General features: G+C 63.8%; 13 protein-coding genes and 1 tRNA gene. 9 read left to right on the plus strand and 5 right to left on the minus strand.

Annotation, left to right across the window (positions count from 1 at the left end):
* Window positions 1-365 (plus strand): hypothetical protein (locus ACZYGA_RS03695; protein ID WP_479398358.1); only part of this gene is annotated, 365 nt, incomplete at its 5' end.
* A gap of 50 nt (window positions 366-415) precedes the next feature.
* Here the strand turns inward: ACZYGA_RS03695 and ACZYGA_RS03700 are convergent.
* Together ACZYGA_RS03700 and ACZYGA_RS03705 are read right to left on the minus strand one after the other, a co-directional pair.
* A tRNA-Gly gene (locus tag ACZYGA_RS03700) sits at window positions 416-489 on the minus strand.
* Between the two features lie 160 nt (window positions 490-649).
* Complete coding sequence (locus ACZYGA_RS03705) at window positions 650-1,690, minus strand: adenosine deaminase (RefSeq protein ID WP_479398360.1); 1,041 nt, start codon at window positions 1,688-1,690, stop codon at window positions 650-652.
* A gap of 309 nt (window positions 1,691-1,999) precedes the next feature.
* Here ACZYGA_RS03705 and ACZYGA_RS03710 point away from each other — a divergent pair, with 309 nt between their 5' ends.
* A complete protein-coding gene (locus tag ACZYGA_RS03710) occupies window positions 2,000-3,070 on the plus strand; it encodes a Bug family tripartite tricarboxylate transporter substrate binding protein (RefSeq protein ID WP_479398361.1) in 1,071 nt (356 codons plus the stop codon).
* A gap of 50 nt (window positions 3,071-3,120) precedes the next feature.
* Here ACZYGA_RS03710 and ACZYGA_RS03715 read toward each other — a convergent pair whose 3' ends face one another.
* A complete protein-coding gene (locus tag ACZYGA_RS03715; RefSeq protein ID WP_404624643.1) occupies window positions 3,121-4,731 on the minus strand; it encodes an MFS transporter in 1,611 nt (536 codons plus the stop codon).
* A gap of 392 nt (window positions 4,732-5,123) precedes the next feature.
* Between ACZYGA_RS03715 and ACZYGA_RS03720 the strand changes: the two genes are divergently transcribed.
* The 3 genes from ACZYGA_RS03720 to ACZYGA_RS03730 are packed head-to-tail and all read left to right on the plus strand — an operon-like array spanning window position 5,124 to window position 8,067.
* On the plus strand, window positions 5,124-6,110 hold the full coding sequence (locus ACZYGA_RS03720; protein WP_084209024.1) for a Bug family tripartite tricarboxylate transporter substrate binding protein: 987 nt from the start codon (window positions 5,124-5,126) through the stop codon (window positions 6,108-6,110).
* Window positions 6,110-6,547 carry a tripartite tricarboxylate transporter TctB family protein gene (locus ACZYGA_RS03725; RefSeq protein WP_077372626.1) on the plus strand — a complete coding sequence of 146 codons (438 nt, stop codon included), beginning with the start codon at window positions 6,110-6,112 and terminating at the stop codon, window positions 6,545-6,547. The genes ACZYGA_RS03720 and ACZYGA_RS03725 overlap by 1 nt, the downstream gene beginning before the upstream one ends.
* The gene (locus ACZYGA_RS03730) at window positions 6,547-8,067 is read left to right on the plus strand and encodes a tripartite tricarboxylate transporter permease (protein WP_479398363.1); all 1,521 of its coding nucleotides are present in this window, start codon (window positions 6,547-6,549) and stop codon (window positions 8,065-8,067) included. Before ACZYGA_RS03725 ends, ACZYGA_RS03730 begins: the two co-directional genes overlap by 1 nt.
* A gap of 91 nt (window positions 8,068-8,158) precedes the next feature.
* On the opposite strand, the gene ACZYGA_RS03735 is transcribed toward ACZYGA_RS03730, so the two are convergent.
* Entirely contained in the window at window positions 8,159-8,827 is a 669-nt protein-coding gene (locus ACZYGA_RS03735; protein WP_167593032.1) for a helix-turn-helix domain-containing protein, read from the minus strand.
* 178 nt (window positions 8,828-9,005) lie between these two features.
* Between ACZYGA_RS03735 and ACZYGA_RS03740 the strand changes: the two genes are divergently transcribed.
* From ACZYGA_RS03740 to putP, 4 genes are all read left to right on the plus strand, one after another.
* Complete coding sequence (locus ACZYGA_RS03740; protein ID WP_077372617.1) at window positions 9,006-9,371, plus strand: hypothetical protein; 366 nt, start codon at window positions 9,006-9,008, stop codon at window positions 9,369-9,371.
* Entirely contained in the window at window positions 9,371-10,129 is a 759-nt protein-coding gene (locus ACZYGA_RS03745; protein WP_077372614.1) for an AraC family transcriptional regulator, read from the plus strand. The genes ACZYGA_RS03740 and ACZYGA_RS03745 overlap by 1 nt, the downstream gene beginning before the upstream one ends.
* A 408-nt stretch (window positions 10,130-10,537) precedes the next feature.
* Window positions 10,538-13,828 (plus strand): bifunctional proline dehydrogenase/L-glutamate gamma-semialdehyde dehydrogenase PutA, encoded by a 3,291-nt coding sequence (gene putA / locus ACZYGA_RS03750; protein ID WP_479398365.1) that lies wholly within the window; start codon window positions 10,538-10,540, stop codon window positions 13,826-13,828.
* A gap of 470 nt (window positions 13,829-14,298) precedes the next feature.
* The gene (gene putP, locus ACZYGA_RS03755) at window positions 14,299-15,780 is read left to right on the plus strand and encodes a sodium/proline symporter PutP (RefSeq protein WP_077372611.1); all 1,482 of its coding nucleotides are present in this window, start codon (window positions 14,299-14,301) and stop codon (window positions 15,778-15,780) included.
* A gap of 102 nt (window positions 15,781-15,882) precedes the next feature.
* On the opposite strand, the gene ACZYGA_RS03760 is transcribed toward putP, so the two are convergent.
* Window positions 15,883-17,610 carry a glucosyltransferase domain-containing protein gene (locus tag ACZYGA_RS03760; RefSeq protein ID WP_479398367.1) on the minus strand — a complete coding sequence of 576 codons (1,728 nt, stop codon included), beginning with the start codon at window positions 17,608-17,610 and terminating at the stop codon, window positions 15,883-15,885.
* Window positions 17,611-17,615 lie beyond the last annotated feature (5 nt).

The following is a 17,615-nucleotide window of genomic DNA, read 5'->3' on the forward strand; positions in this document are numbered from 1 at the left end:
ATACTGGAAAGGGAGCTGCACTTGACGGCCACATATTCTTGAGTGATGAGGACTGCTATGGTTTAAGGTGCAGTTATTTACATGCAGGTGGTGCCGAGCTCGAGAAAAAAGCCAAACATACACTCGAAAAGTTTCATTTTATAGAACCGCCTAATTGGGGGTCAGCTCATAGAAATATGGTAAATGGAAATATTTTACAATTACAAGTAGATAAGTTCTGTGAAGATATAGTTCTGGCTGGTAGGGAATGGGTTACTTGGGCTAACTCAGAACGTCAGGATATTATTGAAAGAATGGATAGTTTGCTCTTTATCCATAATGCTAACAACGGGATACCAGGGCTGATAGAGATTCATAGAGATTAAAGGAGGGAATCGTAAAAAAGCCTCCCGAGTGGGAGGCTTTTTGAAGAATCTGGAGCGGGTGAAGGGAATCGAACCCTCGTCTTAAGCTTGGGAAGCTTCTGCTCTACCATTGAGCTACACCCGCAGGGCGGTGCATTGCGCACGCCAGAACTGCATTGTACTCAACGACTTAGCACGGTCAAGCAACATCTGATGGAGCGCTTGCCGCAGGCGGCGTCATGCTGGCGATGTTGGTGGCCAAGCCGTTGATTACATTCAGTATTCAAGCGTCAGTGTTAATTGCGTCACGCCACGCAGCTATCGAGTTGCGCCAGCAGCACATCACGGCGGGTGTCACTCATGCCGAGGCCTTCGGCGCGCTGCGGGAAGGCGGCGTCGATGGCATTGCGGCACAGGGTAAGCCACTGCGTCTCGCTGAGCTCCAGCGCCTGCTGCACGGCGATGAAGTTGTCGAGCATGCCACCGCCGAAATAGGCCGGGTCATCCGAGTTGAGGGTGATGTTGAGCCCGGCCTCGATCAGCTTGGGCAGCGGGTGGTCGTCCATGCGCTCCACCACCTTGAGCGCGACATTGGAGAGCGGACACACCGTCAGCGGGATACGCCGCTCGGCGAGTTCCGCGACCAGCGCCGGGTCTTCCAGGCAGCGCACCCCGTGGTCGATACGCTCCACCCCCAGCACCTCAAGCGCGGTGCGAATGTACGCAGCCGGCCCCTCTTCGCCGGCGTGAGCGACACGGTGCCAGCCGCGCTCCCCCGCCAGCTGGAAGACCTCGGTGAACTTCTCCGGCGGGTTGCCGATCTCGGCACTGTCCAGCCCGACCCCCACGAAGCGTGACTCGAAGGGAATCAGCGCCTCGAACAGTTCGCGTGCAGATTCCGCGGAGTGGCAACGCAGGAAGCTCGGCACCAGGGCCGAGGTGATATCGAATTCCTTCACTGCCTCACGACAGGCGCGCTCCAGCCCCGCGAACTGGGTAGCCAGGCTCACGCCACGTGACAGATGCGCCTGGGGGTCGAAGAACAGCTCCAGATGCTTGACGCCATCGGCACTCGCGCGGCGGAAATAGTCCTGCGCCAGTCGGTAGAAATGCGACTCGTCATTCAGCACGCCCATGCCCTGATAGTAGAGCGCGAGGAAGGCGGGAAGATCCGCGAAGTCATAGGCCGCCTCGACTTCCTCCAGAGTGGCATAGGGCAAGGCGATGCCCTGCTCCGCCGCCAGCTCGAACATCAGCGCAGGGGTCAGCGAGCCCTCGATATGCAGGTGCAGCTCCACCTTGGGCAGGCGGGCGAGAAAGTCATGCATGCGCGGGGTAAGGGTCATGGCCCGTCTCCTCAATGAAAGGCGGCGGCTGGGAGATCGCGGAACGTTCATCACAGCCTGATGGCGCAATTCTAGCAATCCCGGGACCACCTTGAGGAGAGAGGCTTGGGGAAATGCCGATTCCTGCCAGGACGCCTCAGCCCTGCGCCTTTCCGCTGGGTGCGGAAATAGGCTATTTTCGTTCATTCGTACTCTCGCAATGACTCACCATGCCAGAACCCGCGAGTACGCAAGCCAGCCGCAGAAGACACGCCGCCCTGGCCGACATAACCATAACGATCGACGCTGAACACCCAAGGACACCCTGCCATGTACGCCACCTTGCCTGCCCGCCGCACCTTGCTGCGCCGCCTGCATTCTCGCCTTGTTGCGCCTCATCGTGCCGGCGCCCTGCCCGCTGCCCTGCTGCTGAGTCTTGGCCTGATGACACCATTGAGCGCCTCCGCCGAGGAAAGCGCGGTCGATGACGTTGCCCCCAGGGGCAAGACCGAATGTATCGCCCCCGCCAGGCCCGGTGGCGGCTGGGACTTCACCTGTCGCAGCGTGGCACGCCTTCTCGATGAGCAGAATCTGATTCCCGCCGGCATGCAGACACTGAATGTGCCCGGTGCCAGCGGGGGTGTCGCCTTCGCGCACGTGAAGTCAAAACGCCATGACGATGAGCAGGTCATCGTGGCGGCCTCCAGCGCCACCACCACTCGCCTGGGGCAGCACGCCTATCAGGACGGCAAGGTAGACGACGTGCGCTGGCTGGTGACGCTGGGCGCGGATTACGGCGTGATCGCGGTGGCCGCGGATTCCCCCTACCAGACCCTGGGCGACCTGATGAGCGCCATGCAGGCAGACCCCAAATCAATCCGCTTTGCCGGGGGAGATGTCGCGGGCGGCTTTGATCACCTCAAGGTGCTGATGGCCGCACGCGAGGCGGGAATCGAGAATCTGCGCGCCCTGCCCTATCTGGCCTATGACTCCGGCTCCGTGGCCATCACCCAGGTCATGGGCGGCCACCTGGAGGCCTTCACCGGCGACATGACCGAGGCCCGCGGCTTCGTCGAGTCAGGCCATCTGCGCCTGCTGGCCGTGTTCAGCGAAGAGCGCCTGCCCGGCCAGTACGGCGACATTCCCACCGCACGCGAACAGGGCATCGACGTGGTGGCCCCCAACTGGCGGGGCTTCTATCTGCCGGGTGGCGTCTCCGATGCCGCCTTTGCCTGGTGGGAGCAGACCCTCAACCGCATGGCGGATACGCCCGAGTGGCAACAGGTGATGCAGGACAACGGCCTGATGCCCTTCCACAAGTCCGGCAAGCCGCTGGAGACCTTCATCACCCGCCAGGTGAGCGATGTGGAGCAACTGTCGCGTGAGCTGGGCCTGCTGTGACGGCCTGTCGTCGCAGATAAGCGTGAGACGCGCCCCTCACTGAGCGGACCTCAGGGCGTGGAGGGCGGCCACTGGGCCTTGAGCGCGTCGTGAGACGTAGATGTCTGCCACGCCGGCTCGTCTGATCCCCCCGCTGCGGCGGAGTCTGTCCTATCTGACTTCGCTGCGGCGGGGGTTTTTCTGCCGTCTCTCTGATCAATAATGCTCTGCTCAATACCGCTCTGATCAATAGTGCTCTGCTCAATAACGCTCTGATCAATGGCGCTCTGATCAGCAGCGCCCTGAATGTCCACTGGCGTCTCATTGGCCGCAAAGGCCTCATCGAGAGCCTCTTCCAGCGCCTCCTCGAAGGTTTCCTCCAGTTCATGTTCGAAGGCCTCTTCCTGTGCGGCCGCCTCAGCTGCCGCCAGCGCTTCCTGCTCGTCCTCGGCATGTTCATGCGCCCACTCCACCGCCACTTCCACCGCCATCGGTGACGCCGTCGGCAGGATATTCAGATAGCTGTCGGTGTCCTCCAGCGGCACTCTCGCCTTCTGGGTGACCTGATAGAGCGCATATAGCGAGATGGCCACGAAGGTGACGGCCAGCACCAGCCAGAAGGCATGGGGGTCGAGCATCTCCATCGCGCCCCCTGCCGCCAGCGGCCCGAGGATGGCACCGAGTCCGAAGGAAAAGACCAGCCCGCCCGAGGCGCCCGGCATCTCCTCGGCAGACAGCGAGTCATTGGTGAAGGCCAGCAGCAGGGCATACAGCGGCGTGGTCACCCCACCGGCGAGGAACGCGGCGGCGATCAACGGCCACAGGGCATCTCCCGCCATCCAGCCCAGTGCGCAGGACGCTGCACCGGCGGCGGCCAGAATCCCGATCAGCACTCGGCGATCCATGCGGTCCGATAACCAGCCGATGGGGGTCTGCAGAACCAGCGCGCCGGCGAACAGCGTGGCGATGAACAGCGCGATCTGAGCCCCCGAGAGGCCGATCTGGGTGCCGAATACCGCGCCCATCCCCGACTGGGTGGCGTAGACGCTACCGAGCAGAAAGATGCCGATGGCCCCCAGCGGCGAGGCCCGGAACAGCTGACCGAATGACATGGCCCGCGAGACTTCCACCACGGGCGCCACGACCGCCGACAACAGGATGGGGCCGAAGGAGACCGACACGAGAATGGAGGCGCAGATGAACAGCACGGAAGTCGCGGCATCCCCCAGCGTCAGCAGGCCCTGGGCCCCGATGATGCCCAGGGTCTGCGCCATCATGTAGGCCGAGAGCACCTTGCCACGGGTCTCGTTGCTGGCCGCCGCGTTCAGCCAGCTTTCCGCCGTCACATAGATGCCGGACATGCAGAAGCCGATCAACATGCGCAGCAGGGTCCAGGCCCAGGGCTCAGTGAGCAGTGGCAAGGCGATCAGTGCCGCCGAGATGAAACTGCCCAGCGCGGCGAACACCCGCACATGTCCGACCCGCTGGATCAGCACCGGGGTATAACGTGCCCCGGAGAGAAACCCCACGAAGTATCCCGAGGTGACGATCGCCAGCTCCGCCGAGGAGAAGCCCTCGATGGCGCCACGCAGGCCGATCAGCGTGAAGTGCATGCCGTTGCCGAGCATGATCAGCACGATCCCCAGCAACAACGCCCACACTCCCCCCAGTACCTTGACCATGACGCCTCCTGTTCCTTGCCCCTCGCTCGTCGTCAGGCGATGGCGGGCTTCGGCTACACGCTAGCCCTCGCCAGCCGGCGCTGCAGTTGCTGCAACGCCGCATGAGGTCTCATTCACGACATGCCATGCCGTCATGACCGATAGCAGGACACCGTCGAAGTCCCTTCAATGCACCGCCCTGGTGCAGGGAGGCGTCTTTCGACCAAGGTCGGTGCGACGAATGGTGATCTTGCGAGGCAGGGCCGAGGGGACTAATTTCACCATACAGAATAAAGTTCTGCCTTACAGAACTGTAAGGTTGCTGACAGGAAACCGGGAGACGAAGCCCGCCACTGTCCTGCCAGCGCAAAGAGTGCATACCAATAACAAGCTCAACGACATCAGAGGTCGCCATGACACGCCATCTGTCTCTCAAACTCCTGACCGCCGCGGTGGTCACCGCCATGTCCGCCCAGGCCCTCGCCTTCGAGCCCAAGGGCAAGGTCGACTGCATCGCACCGGCAGACCCGGGCGGCGGCTGGGATTTCACCTGCCGCAGCGTCGGCAAGCTGCTGTCTGATCTCGAATACGTGCCGGGCAACGTCCAGACCATCAACATGGCCGGTGCCGGTGGTGGCGTCGCCTTCGCCCATACCGTCTCCAAGCGCGCCGGTGATGAGCAGCTGCTGGTGGCCGCGTCCACCGCGACCACCACGCGTCTGGCCCAGGGTCAGTTCCCGGGCATGAATCAGGATCAGGTCAACTGGATCGGCGCACTGGGCGCGGATTACGGCGCCATCGCCGTCTCCAAGGACTCGCCCTACAACACCTTGAGCGAGGTGATGGAGGCGCTGAAGAAAGACCCGAAATCCGTCAAGTTCGCCGGCGGCAGTGCGGCAGGCGGCTGGGATCACCTCAAGGTACTGATCGCCGCCCAGGCAGCCGGTGTCGAGAACCTGCCCAAGGTCTCCTACCTGTCCTACAACAACGGCGGTGAGGCGATTACCCAGGTCGTCGGCGGCCACGTGCAGGCCTTCACCGGTGACATCTCCGAGATCCAGGGCTTCATGGAGTCCGGTGATCTGAAGGTACTGGCCGTGCTCTCCGAAGAGCGCCTGCCGGGCAAGCTGGCTGACGTCCCCACCGCACGCGAGCAGGGGATCGATGCCGTCGCGCCCAACTGGCGTGGCTTCTACATGCCGGCCGACATCAGCGATGACGCCGAGCAGTACTGGACCACGACATTGGACAACGTCTACACCAGCGATGAATGGAAGGACGTGATGACCAAGAGCGGCCTTATGCCGTTCCACAAATCGGGTGCCGAGTTTGATGCCTTCGTGAAGGCGCAGATCAAGGACATCCAGACGCTCTCCAAGGACATTGGGCTGATTCGCTGATGAATGACCGCATCTTTGGTCTGCTGATGCTCACCCTGGCCGTCGCGTACGGCTGGGGTGCCCAGCAGTTCCCCGAACCCTTCGGTGGGGCCGAGTCCATCGGTCCTGAAACCTTCCCTACCGTGCTGTCCATCGTGCTGGGCCTGAGCAGTCTGTACCTGATCCTGCGGCCTGACCCTGACCAGCACTGGCCGTGGAGCCGCACCGGCGCCGAGATGGTGCTGGCGATCGTGATCCTGTGCCTCTACACCGCGCTGCTGGAGCCGCTGGGCTTCATCGTCACGACCACCGCTGCGGTCGGCACCCTGTGCTGGCGCATGGGGGCCACGCCGCTCAAGGCCTATGCCACGGGGCTGGTCGGCGGCATCGTCGTCTTCGCCCTGTTCAATTTCGTGCTTGAGCTACCACTGCCGCTGGGCATTCTGGAGGTGGCGTAATGGAAAGTCTTGGCTTCTTGATGCAGGGCTTCGGCATCGCCCTGCAGCCAGAAAATCTGATGTTTGCCGTGCTGGGTGCCTTCCTCGGTACCTTGATCGGCGCCCTGCCGGGTCTGGGCCCGGCCAATGGCGTGGCCATCCTGATTCCGCTGGCCTTCACCCTGGGCCTGAGCCCGGAGACGTCGCTGATCCTGCTGACCTCGGTCTACGCCGGTGCCATGTACGGCGGGCGCATCTCCTCGATCCTGCTCAACATCCCGGGCGATGAGCCGGCGATGATGACCTGTCTCGATGGCTATCCGATGGCCCAGAAGGGCAAGGCCGCCGAAGCGATGGCCATCTCGGCGATCGCCTCCTTCATCGGCAGCCTGATCGCCACCATCGGCCTGATCGTGATGGCACCGTGGCTGGCCAGCTTCGCGCTGACCTTCGGCCCGGCGGAGTACTTCGCGCTGTTCGTGCTGGCCTTCGCCACCCTGGGTGGCATCACCGGCAAGAACCCGGTCAAGACCCTGATGGCGGCGGCCATCGGCCTGATGATCGCCACCGTCGGCATCGATGCCTCCACCGGCACCCAGCGCTACACCTACGACATTCTCGAGCTGTATGAAGGCATCGACTTCATCATCGCCATCGTCGGTCTGTTCGCCATCTCGGAACTGCTGTTCTTCATCGAGCAGCACGCCGGGGAAGGCAAGGCGATGATCGCGATGAACAAGATGACCCTGAAGCTCAAGGACATCGTGGCCATCCTGCCGACCGCCTTCCGTGGCGGGGTGCTGGGCTTCATTTCCGGCGTGCTGCCGGGCGCCGGGGCCTCGCTGGGCAGCTTCATCAGCTACACCCTGGAAAAGAAGATCATCGGCAAGAAAGGTCACTTCGGTGAAGGGGACCCGCGTGGGGTCGCCGCGCCGGAAGCCGGCAACAACGGGGCGGCCTCCGGTGCCCTGGTGCCGATGCTGACACTGGGCGTGCCCGGTTCCGGTACCACTGCGGTACTGCTGGCGATGCTGATCTCGCTCAACATCACCCCGGGACCGCTGATGTTCTCCCAGCACGGTGACATCGTGTGGGGCGTGATCGCGGCACTGCTGATCGGCAACGTCATCCTGCTGCTGATGAACATTCCGATGGTCGGCATCTTCGTCAAGCTGCTGTCCGTGCCGCCCAAGTACCTGCTGCCGGTGGTGACGATGGTCGCCTTCGTCGGCATCTACTCCATCAGCCACTCCGCCTTCGACCTGTACTTCATGGTCGCCTTCGGGGTCGCCGGCTACTTCCTGCGCAAGCTGGACATCCCGCTGGTACCGGTCATCCTGGGCATGCTGCTGGGCCCGGAGATGGAGAAGAACCTGCGTCACGCCATGCAGCTGTCCGACGGCAACTGGACCATCCTGATCGGCAGCCCGCTGGCCGTGACCCTGTGGTGCATCGCCATCGCCGGCCTGCTGCTGCCGGTGATCGTCGGCCCCATCCTGCGTCGCCGCATGGGGGCCGCCAAGGCCGCCACCGACGCCTGAGGCAAGCGCTTCCTGCAAAGGGAAGACGGCCAACCACACGACGCCCCCGCCGGTTACCCGGCGGGGGCGTCGTGTCATTCAGCCCTCCTCTTCACCTGGCGCTCTGCTGCCACTCCTGCATCAGCTGCCGTGCCTGGCCGGGCGTCAGGCGAGCCGATGGGCCGCTGAGCATGATGACTTCCGCCGGGCCCAAGCCTTCATCGTGATGCGGGGCGACGCTCACGGCCAGGGCTGCCACCGTCAGTCCTGCGGCCTCACCGACCTCGATCTCGCCACTGTCGATGCAGTGATGCAGCAAGGCGGATAGCGCCTCCTCGATCCATTCCCCCTCCTCCAGCTGATGGCGCAGCGGCGCCTCACTGACGCGAACATAGCGACAGATCGCCTGACGGGGGCGGGTCAGTCCCTCGACGGGACGCGCCTGCGCAGCCGGGCCATGCTCGACCAGCAGCAGGCTGGCCGTCTCACCACTGGCCGCATGCAGGCGTGCCAGCCAGCCACGCTGCAGGGTCTCGCGGGCATCGAGTCCGGGTGCCAGCTCGGCGAAGCGCCCAAGCGCCGCGCCGATGGCATAGATTCCATGGCTGTCACGCGTCACGTAGCCGAAATGCTCGAGCGAGCCCATCAGACGCAGAATCGTGCTCTTGTAGAAACCGCTGGCCTGGGCCAGCTCGTTGAGCGTCAGACGAGGCGTCTCGGGGGTGAAGGCTTCCAGCAGGGTCAAGGCACGCTCGACCGCTTCCACGCGTTGATTGGCCATGATTCGGCATTCCCCTTGGATGGACGGGTCACTCATGACCCTGCGGATGTCGCGAGAATCATGCCATATCGTTCTGCCAGACAGAACATCACCCGACACGCCGGACTGACGATGGCGCCGGACAGGCGTGGTAGAATGCCCCATCATTCCCTCGGCTCTGCCCGCACAAGGTTCGCTCATGACCATCTTCATCATTACCTTCGTGGTCTGCCTGATCGTCAGCGTCGGCACTGTCGCTCTGCTCATGATGTCGCGCACACCGCGATTTCGTACCGATTTCAGTGATATCGCCCGCGTGCTGGATCAGGCGGTCAGCGGCGAGATCAACGAGAACGAGTGGCATAGCGTGATCGGCTACCCGATTCGTCATGATGAATATCTGGAAAGCCTGCGCCGCCGCTGTCAGGGCATCTTCGACAAGCACGCCAGACCCTGGCAACTGGCGCAGGGCGGCGCGCTGTTCTCCCGCGAGGGCCGTGAGGAACTCAACGTCCTGCTGGGACACCTGCGCGCCCGCACGGGCGTGGCGGAGACCCGCGCCTGATGGTCAACAGCGAGATGCGCCTGATCCCGCTTTCCAACCTGCGGGAACACCATGATCACAGCTACCACCAGCTGGTGATCGGGCTGGATGGGCTGGCCGAATTCGAGATCGAGGGCCAGGGCGGCGAGATTCGCCCCCTGACCGGCTGTATCGTGCCAGCAGACCACGTGCACTATTACGCGGGCATCGGCGAGAATCGCCAGTTGATTCTGGACCTGCCGGATGACGCGCCCTATCTGACCGGTCAGCATCGTGACCTGAAGCGTCTGTTCGAGCGCCCGCGCTTCTTCACGCTGGATACCCGGCTGCGCGGCTATCTGGAATTCATGCTCGCCGAGGTCAATGATTATCAGCAGGCCCCCGGCGACCTGCTGGCTGCCACCTTCCTCGCCTGCCTCAACTCGCGTATCGCCGAGCCGATGAGCGCCCTGAACGGCACCGGCCGCCAGCTGGATCTGGTCGCCCTGAACCGCTTCATCGATGCCAACCTGCATCGCCGACTGAGCGTGGCGGATCTGGCACGTCAGTCCCACCTGTCCGAACAGCATTTCAGTGAGCGCTTTCGCGTGTTGACGGGGCTTTCGCCCTATCAGTACCTGCTGCGCCGCCGCCTGGACGAAGCGCGCCATCTGCTGGACAGCAGCGACCTCTCCCTGTCGCAGATTGCCGAGCGCTGCGGATTCGCGAATCAGAGCGCACTCTCGCACGCCTTCCGCAAGCACCTCGGTTTCCCGCCTTCCGCACTGCGCAAGTCCTGAACGCCCCCACCCAGCGTCTCCCGATCGCAAGCTCTGACCACAAGCGCTGAACGCCAGCGCTGATCACAAGCCCTGAACGCAAGCCCCGGCCAGGGGCGCTGTCCTTAGAGCGTGACCGGCAGGGATCTGACACAGGACACTCCGACCTTGGTCTAACAAGTTCACAGCAATTGACGTCATGCTTTTCGACGAAGGTCGCAGATGGCGGCAGGTTTCACGCCACGCCCGTGGATTTGACACGCGCAGCCGAGAAATTGGAAAGACCCGCCCCCCTGCACCACCCTACATTCACCGGTATCCAACAAGACGTGCCGATGTCCCGCCCGGATGCGCCTCGCATCACCTTCGCGCATCGTGCCCGGCAATCCTATCTGGCGTAATGCCACCCAGCAGCAGGGGGTTTGCTCAATGACCACCGTCACTCCGGCCGTTCCGGCCACTACCCAGCCGTCCGATTCCCTCAAGGAAACGCCGCGTACCGCTTGCCCGCTGGGCGAGACGGTGCTGCGTGCCGACGAGATTCTGGCGCCGAATACCTGGCAACGCGATCCGAGCAAGCTGTTCTCACGGGTCAGCGACCACTATCTGGTCGACGAAGATGGTTTCGTGGCTGAGCTGGTCAAGCTGCTGGACGTCAACGATGCCGACATCAAGCGTGTCGGTGACAAGGCCGCGGAGCTTGTCCGCGAGATTCGCACCATGGACACCGCCGTCGATTCCATCGACGAGCTGCTGCAGCAATACAGCCTCGACACCCAGGAAGGCGTGCTGCTGATGTGCCTGGCCGAGGCGCTGCTGCGCATTCCGGACAAGGACACCGCCGATGCGCTGATCGAGGACAAGCTGGGCGTGGCCGACTGGAAATCCCACCTCGGCCAGAGCGAGTCCTGGTTCGTCAATGCCTCCACCTGGGGCCTTCTGATGACCGGCAACGTCATCAAGATGGATCTGCCCAAGAATGACGGCAAGCCGGCGACCTTCATCAATCGCATGGTCAACCGCATGGGCGAGCCGGTCATCCGTCGCGCCATGTATCAGGCCATGAAGATCATGGGCAAGCAGTTCGTGCTGGGCCGTGACATCAAGGAAGCGCTCAAGCGCTCCCAGCCGCAGTTCGAGAAGGGTTACACCTACTCCTACGACATGCTCGGCGAAGCCGCCTGCACGCGTGCCGATGCCAAGGGCTACTTCGATGACTACGCGCGCGCCATTCGCACCGTGGGCGAGACCTCTCGCAAGCTGAAGGCCGCGACGCCGTCACCGTCGGTCTCCATCAAGCTGTCCGCCCTGCACCCGCGTTATGAATTCGGCCGTCGCGAGCAGATTCTGGAAGAGCTGGTCGCCAGCGTGCGCGAACTGGTCAGCATCGCGCGCGAGCTGGAAGTCGCCATCACCATCGATGCCGAAGAGGTCGATCGCCTCGAGCTGTCGCTGGAAGTCTTCCGCGCCGTCTACGAGAGCGACACCTGCCGCGGCTGGGGCAAGTTCGGTCTGGTGGTGCAGGCCTACTCCACCCGCGCTCTGCCGACGCTTCAGTATCTGAACCGCATCGCCGACCTGCAGGGTGACGAGATCCCGCTGCGCCTGGTCAAGGGCGCCTACTGGGACAGCGAGATCAAGGAATCCCAGGAGCTGGGGGTCGACGGCTATCCGGTCTTCACTCGCAAGGCCTCCACCGATGTCAGCTATCTGGCCTGCGTGCGCTTCCTGCTGTCCGAGAACACCCGTGGCCGCATCTATCCGCAGTTCGCGACCCACAACGCTCACACCATCAGCACCATTCTGGACGTGGCCAACTCAGGCGAGACGCGCCAGTTCGAATTCCAGCGTCTGCACGGCATGGGCGAGGCGCTGTACGACGCCGCCCTCAAGCGCGCTCCCGAAGGGACCTGGTGCCGTATCTATGCGCCGGTCGGTGCCCACAAGGACCTGCTCCCCTACCTGGTGCGTCGCCTGCTGGAGAACGGCGCCAACTCCTCGTTCGTCCACCAGCTGGTCGACCCGCGCGTGCCGGTCGAGAGCCTGTGCGTTCACCCGGTCACCACGCTGTCCCAGTTCAAGACCTACCACAATCCGCGTATCGCCCTGCCGCCGCATATCTATGGCGAGGGCCGTCGCAACTCACGCGGCATCAATCTGAACATCAACAGCCAGTACCAGCCGCTGATGGACGAGATGGCCAGGTTCATGGACAGCACCTACGACGTGCGTCCGCAGCTGGCCTTCGATGTCGACGCCAATGCCGAACGACGTCAGGCCGTGACCTGCCCGTTCGATCGCCGCGTCACCGTGGGCCACGTGCAATGGACCAGCGCCGATGAAGCCTCCCGCGCCATCGACGCCGCCTGGGCCGCCTTCCCGCGCTGGGAGATGACCCCGGTCGAGGAGCGTGCTGCCATCCTCGAGCGCTTTGGCGATCTGATGGAAGCCCATACCGCGGAGCTGATGACCCTGTGCTCCCGCGAGGGCGGCAAGCTTCTGACCGATGGCATCGCCGAGATTCGCGAAGCCGTCGACTTCTGCCGCTACTACGCCAACCGTGCGCGTGCCGACTTCGGTGCCCCCACCGTCCTGCGTGGCCCGACCGGCGAGCACAACGAGATCGTGCTGGGCGGCAAGGGCGTGTTCGCCTGCATCAGCCCGTGGAACTTCCCGGTCGCGATCTTCTGCGGTCAGATGGTCGCCGCGGCCGTCACCGGCAACACCGTGGTCGCCAAACCGGCCGAGCAGACCTCGCTGGTCGCGCACCGTGTCGTCGAGCTACTGCGTGAAGCCGGCATGCCGCGGGATGTCGTGCAGCTGCTGCCAGGCGATGGCCCGACCGTGGGCAGCGTGCTCTCCAGCGACCCGCGCATCACCGGCGTCTGCTTCACCGGCTCCACCCAGACGGCCCAGATCATCAACCGCTCTCTGGCGGCTCGTGAGAATGCCCCGCTGCCGAGCCTGATCGCCGAGACCGGTGGCCTCAACGCCATGATCGTCGACTCCACCGCCCTGCCGGAGCAGGTCGTCAATGACGTGGTGCAGTCCGCCTTCCAGAGCGCCGGGCAGCGCTGTTCCGCCCTGCGTGTGCTCTACGTCCAGGAAGATGTCGCCGAGCGCGTCATCGGCCTGCTCAAGGGCGCGATGGATGAGCTGAAGATCGGCGATCCACGCGACCTGGGCACTGATGTCGGCCCGGTCATCGATGAAGAGGCACGCGCCGGTCTGCTCAAGCACATCGAGGAATATCGTGCCCAGGGCCGCGTGGTGGCGGAAGCCCGCATGGACCCGGCGCACACCGCCGAAGGCACCTTCGTCGCGCCGATCGCGCTGCGCATCGACGGCATCGACAGCCTGGAAAGCGAGCAGTTCGGGCCGATCCTGCACATCGCCACCTGGAAAGGCGGCGATATCGACAAGGTCATCGATACCATCAATGGCCTGGGCTATGGCCTGACCTTCGGTGTGCATTCCCGAAACGAAAGTTTTGCTAATGCAGTTGCACAGAAAATTCGTGTTGGTAATGTCTACGTCAACAGGAATATCATCGGCGCAGTGGTGGGTGTACAGCCGTTTGGTGGTCAGGGCTTCTCCGGTACCGGTCCGAAAGCCGGCGGCCCCCACTACCTGCACCGTTTCGCCACCGAGAAGACCCGTACCATCAACACCACGGCACTCGGCGGCAACGCGTCTCTTCTGGCCATGGGCGACGAATGATCGGCGCTATCGCCGGTGACGGGCTCGGCATGACGGGCCTGCACGACGAGTAGCATCGGTCCCGCCTGACAGAGGACTGCATGCCGGACGTGCATGAAGTAGTCAGGCAATGGGCATCAGGACGATGCCTGGCACACCCTCTCTGCAGCACGAGGGGTGTGCTTCGGACACCGACAGGGATGCCACTTGGCAGACAGGCCGATTGACTGGCCTGCCCGCCAAGTGCCCTGCGGTGTCCGTTGCCGTTCTCCTGCTTGATTCGACGGCGACATGCGGGGACGGAGAGGCTTCAGATGATTCGTTTATGCGCTAGTCTGAACATATACAGAATGGCACCAGCCCTTGCAGGACGGTGACATTCGGTAGGTGCTCAGGGCCATGGCGGTGATGCACCAGGCGGTGCCATCTCCTCCGGGATTATCGGAACGCTCGACGTCCGACAACAATAAATGCAAAGGATTTACTCCACGATGGTCGAAAATAGCCCCACAATTCTCATCACGTTTGCCGTCTATCTGGCGGTGATGCTTGGCATCGGCCTGCTGGCCTACAAGCGCACCTCCAACATGTCGGACTACATCCTGGGCGGCCGCTCACTGGGCCCCTGGACCTCCGCGATTTCCGCCGGCGCCTCTGACATGTCCGGCTGGCTGCTGCTGGGCCTGCCGGGCGCGGCCTACCTCAGTGGTCTGTCCGCTGCCTGGATCGGCATCGGCCTGCTGGCCGGTACCTGGCTCAACTGGCTGATCGTCGCCAAGCGCCTGCGTATCTACAGCTTCGTCGCCAGCGACTCCCTGACGCTGCCGGATTACTTCGAGAAGCGCTTCCGTGACAACTCCAAGATGCTGCGTGTCATCTCGGCCGTCTTCATCCTGCTGTTCTTCCTCTTCTACACCAGCTCCGGTCTGGTGGCGGGCGGCAAGCTGTTCGAGACCGTCTTCGGCCTCGACTACACCATCGCCGTGACCGTCGGCACCATCGCCATCGTGTCCTACACCTTCTTCGGCGGCTTCCTCGCCGTGTCGTGGACCGACCTCATCCAGGGTCTGATGATGGCCGCCGCGCTGATCGTGGTGCCCATCGTCGCGCTCACCGACATGGGTGGCGTGGCAGAAGCGAGCTCGCGCATCACCGCCGAGAACCCGCTGCTGCTGGAATGGTTCCGTGACGCCTCCACCGGTGAAGCCCTGACACTGGTCGGCATCATCTCGTCACTGGCCTGGGGCCTGGGCTACTTCGGTCAGCCGCACATCCTGGCGCGCTTCGCGGCCATCCGCAGCGAGAAGGATGTCGGCACCGCACGCACCATCGCCGTCATCTGGTCGGCACTGGGGCTGTTCGCCGCCATCTGCATCGGCCTGCTGGGTCTCGTCTACGTGCCGAAGGATCTGGCCGACAGCGAGAAGATCTTCATGGTCATGGTGAACTTCATCTTCCACCCGGCGGTCGCCGGCGTGCTGCTGGCCGCCATCCTGGCTGCCGTGATGTCCACCGCCGACTCCCAGCTGCTGGTGTCATCCTCTGCGCTGGCCGATGACTTCTACAAGGCGCTGTTCAAGAAGGACGCGACCCAGTCCGAGCTGGTGTGGGTCGGTCGCTTCGCCGTGATCGGCATCGCCATCATCGCGTGGGTGCTGGCACTGGACCCGAACTCCAGCGTACTGGGCCTGGTGTCCTACGCCTGGGCCGGCTTCGGCGCGGCCTTCGGTCCGGCGCTGATCATGTCGCTGTACTGGCGTCGCATGAACCGCTTCGGCGCTCTGGCCGGCATCATCGTCGGTGGCGTGACCGTGGTGGTCTGGAAGCAGCTGTCCGGTGGCATCTTCGACCTCTACGAGATCGTGCCGGGCGTCATCTTCGCCTACATCGCCATCTACGTGGTCAGCATCATGACCGCAGCGCCGAGCGATGAGATCACCGACGAATTCGAACAGGTCGAGAACCACGCCTGATCAAACTCGGCAGCATGATCTGCCGTGAGACACGACAACGCCGCCCCTCGGGGCGGCGTTGTCGTGTCTGGATAAGCGTCTGGGCAAGCGCCTGGACGCACGTCAGGGTCTCACGTCTGCTCGGCGACAGTTCTCGGCGGTGCGAAAGTCGATCACCCAGACACCCTCCCGCAAGGTCTGGGTGAAGATTCTCGGCGATCCCCCCTCATCTCCCGGGGCATCCACTGACGCGCGCTCGTCACAGACAGGCGGCTCCTTGATACTGGCCTTGCGCTCATCATCGCGCAGCAGGGTCGCCGCACTGGCACCGGCCATGCGCAATCTCACCACAGCCCAATAGTTGTCAGGCGTGAAGGCGGCGATCAGGTTCTGGCGCACGGCGGGCACCTGACGCTCAGCGACTCGCACCAGCGGTGCCAGCGGCGCCTTCCCCAGCACCTGCACCGCCAGCTCGTCATGGGGCCGATAGGTGTCGCGGTCACGTGGTGAGGTGATCGGCAGTCCCAGCTCACGTGCCTGGGTGACGATCTCACGCGCCAGCTGGGTCTCATGGGCCTGCTGGGCGGCCAGCGCATTGCTCCAGGCCGCGAAGATCAACCAGTGACGCAGCAACAGCAGTGCCGCCACCGCCAGCAGACAGCGCCGCAGCGTGAAGCGCTCGGAGGCTCTCGCCTGCCGGCCCGCCAGGCTCAGCATCAGGGCACCGCCCAGCAGTGCCCCCCAGCCCACCAGGGTGCGCGAGTGAAAGACCGGCTCCGCCAGCATCAGCATCGGCCCCCACAGTGCAGGTATCAGCAGCAGCGCCCACAGCAGACGACTCAGACGCTCCAGCGTCAGCTGGCGCGAGGACACCTGGCGTGCGCCATGCCGCCGGCCTGCTGTCATCAGCGCCGCCCCCAGCGCTACCACCAGCAGGCTGCCACTCAGTGCCCCGCTGACGAGATCCAGTCCGCCACGCAGGGCGGCAAGTGCCTGTACGAGATGCTGCTCCAAGGCGGCCAGCAGCGCCGGCAGATCCTCCAGCGACAGCATCTCGCCGTGCTGCTGGCTGTAGTCGCCCGCCACCAGCAGTCGTGACAGCGGCAGGTAGAGCAGCAAGGCAGCCAGCACCAGTCCGCCGCGCTGCAGCAGCGCAAGCCAGGCGCGCCATACCGATTCACTCTGTTCGGTCTTTCCCTCTTCGAACTTCCTCTCTTCGGTATTTCTCTCTTCAGCCTCTCTCCTTTCGACCCCGCGCGGGCGCGACCCCATCAGGGCGTCCAGCAGGCTCAGTACCAGAAAGGCGTTCAGCGCCGGCTGGTAGCAGCACAGGGCCAGCAGCAGCAATCCCAGCGCCATCAATGAAGGTTGCCAGCGGCGCTGCGAACGTTGCCCCGGCCCGTGGACACCCGGGCGCAGGATCAGGCTGGCCAGCATCGCGCTGGCAAGCCCGAGACTCATCGGCAGACTGTCATAGGCATAGCTGAAGTTCTGCAGCGTGAAGGGTGTCAGCCAGATGAGCGCATTGCCCAGCACGCAGACGCCCGGCGAGAGTCCCGGCACCCGACGCCACCAGACCAGCGCCATACCGGCCGCGATGCCCCAGGCCGCCAGCTGCGGCAAGGGCGCGACATTGACAAGCTCTCCCCCGAAGCCCAGCAGGCGCATCACGCCTTCCGCGGCCGGGCGGGCATTCAGCCCCCATCCGAAGTAGCCATCCAGGGTACGACTCATGTCATCCAGATAGAGGGCCTGCTGGCTTAACAGCGGCACGAGCCCGATGCCGAGCACGGCCAGGCTGGCAAGCAGAAGGTGCCACGCCTGGCGACGTTGGCGACGAGTCAGATCCATGATCA

Source organism: Cobetia sp. BL01 (assembly GCF_056493605.1).

Coding starts and splice junctions, on each gene's coding strand:
- ACZYGA_RS03725 (WP_077372626.1), top strand. CDS start 6,110: ATGAATGACCGCATCTTTGGTCTGCTGATGCTCACCCTGGCCGTCGCG.
- ACZYGA_RS03745 (WP_077372614.1), top strand. CDS start 9,371: ATGGTCAACAGCGAGATGCGCCTGATCCCGCTTTCCAACCTGCGGGAA.
- ACZYGA_RS03735 (WP_167593032.1), bottom strand. CDS start 8,827: ATGGCCAATCAACGCGTGGAAGCGGTCGAGCGTGCCTTGACCCTGCTG.
- ACZYGA_RS03720 (WP_084209024.1), top strand. CDS start 5,124: ATGACACGCCATCTGTCTCTCAAACTCCTGACCGCCGCGGTGGTCACC.
- ACZYGA_RS03760 (WP_479398367.1), bottom strand. CDS start 17,610: ATGGATCTGACTCGTCGCCAACGTCGCCAGGCGTGGCACCTTCTGCTT.
- ACZYGA_RS03740 (WP_077372617.1), top strand. CDS start 9,006: ATGACCATCTTCATCATTACCTTCGTGGTCTGCCTGATCGTCAGCGTC.
- ACZYGA_RS03730 (WP_479398363.1), top strand. CDS start 6,547: ATGGAAAGTCTTGGCTTCTTGATGCAGGGCTTCGGCATCGCCCTGCAG.
- putP (WP_077372611.1), top strand. CDS start 14,299: ATGGTCGAAAATAGCCCCACAATTCTCATCACGTTTGCCGTCTATCTG.
- ACZYGA_RS03710 (WP_479398361.1), top strand. CDS start 2,000: ATGTACGCCACCTTGCCTGCCCGCCGCACCTTGCTGCGCCGCCTGCAT.
- ACZYGA_RS03715 (WP_404624643.1), bottom strand. CDS start 4,731: ATGGTCAAGGTACTGGGGGGAGTGTGGGCGTTGTTGCTGGGGATCGTG.
- putA (WP_479398365.1), top strand. CDS start 10,538: ATGACCACCGTCACTCCGGCCGTTCCGGCCACTACCCAGCCGTCCGAT.
- ACZYGA_RS03705 (WP_479398360.1), bottom strand. CDS start 1,690: ATGACCCTTACCCCGCGCATGCATGACTTTCTCGCCCGCCTGCCCAAG.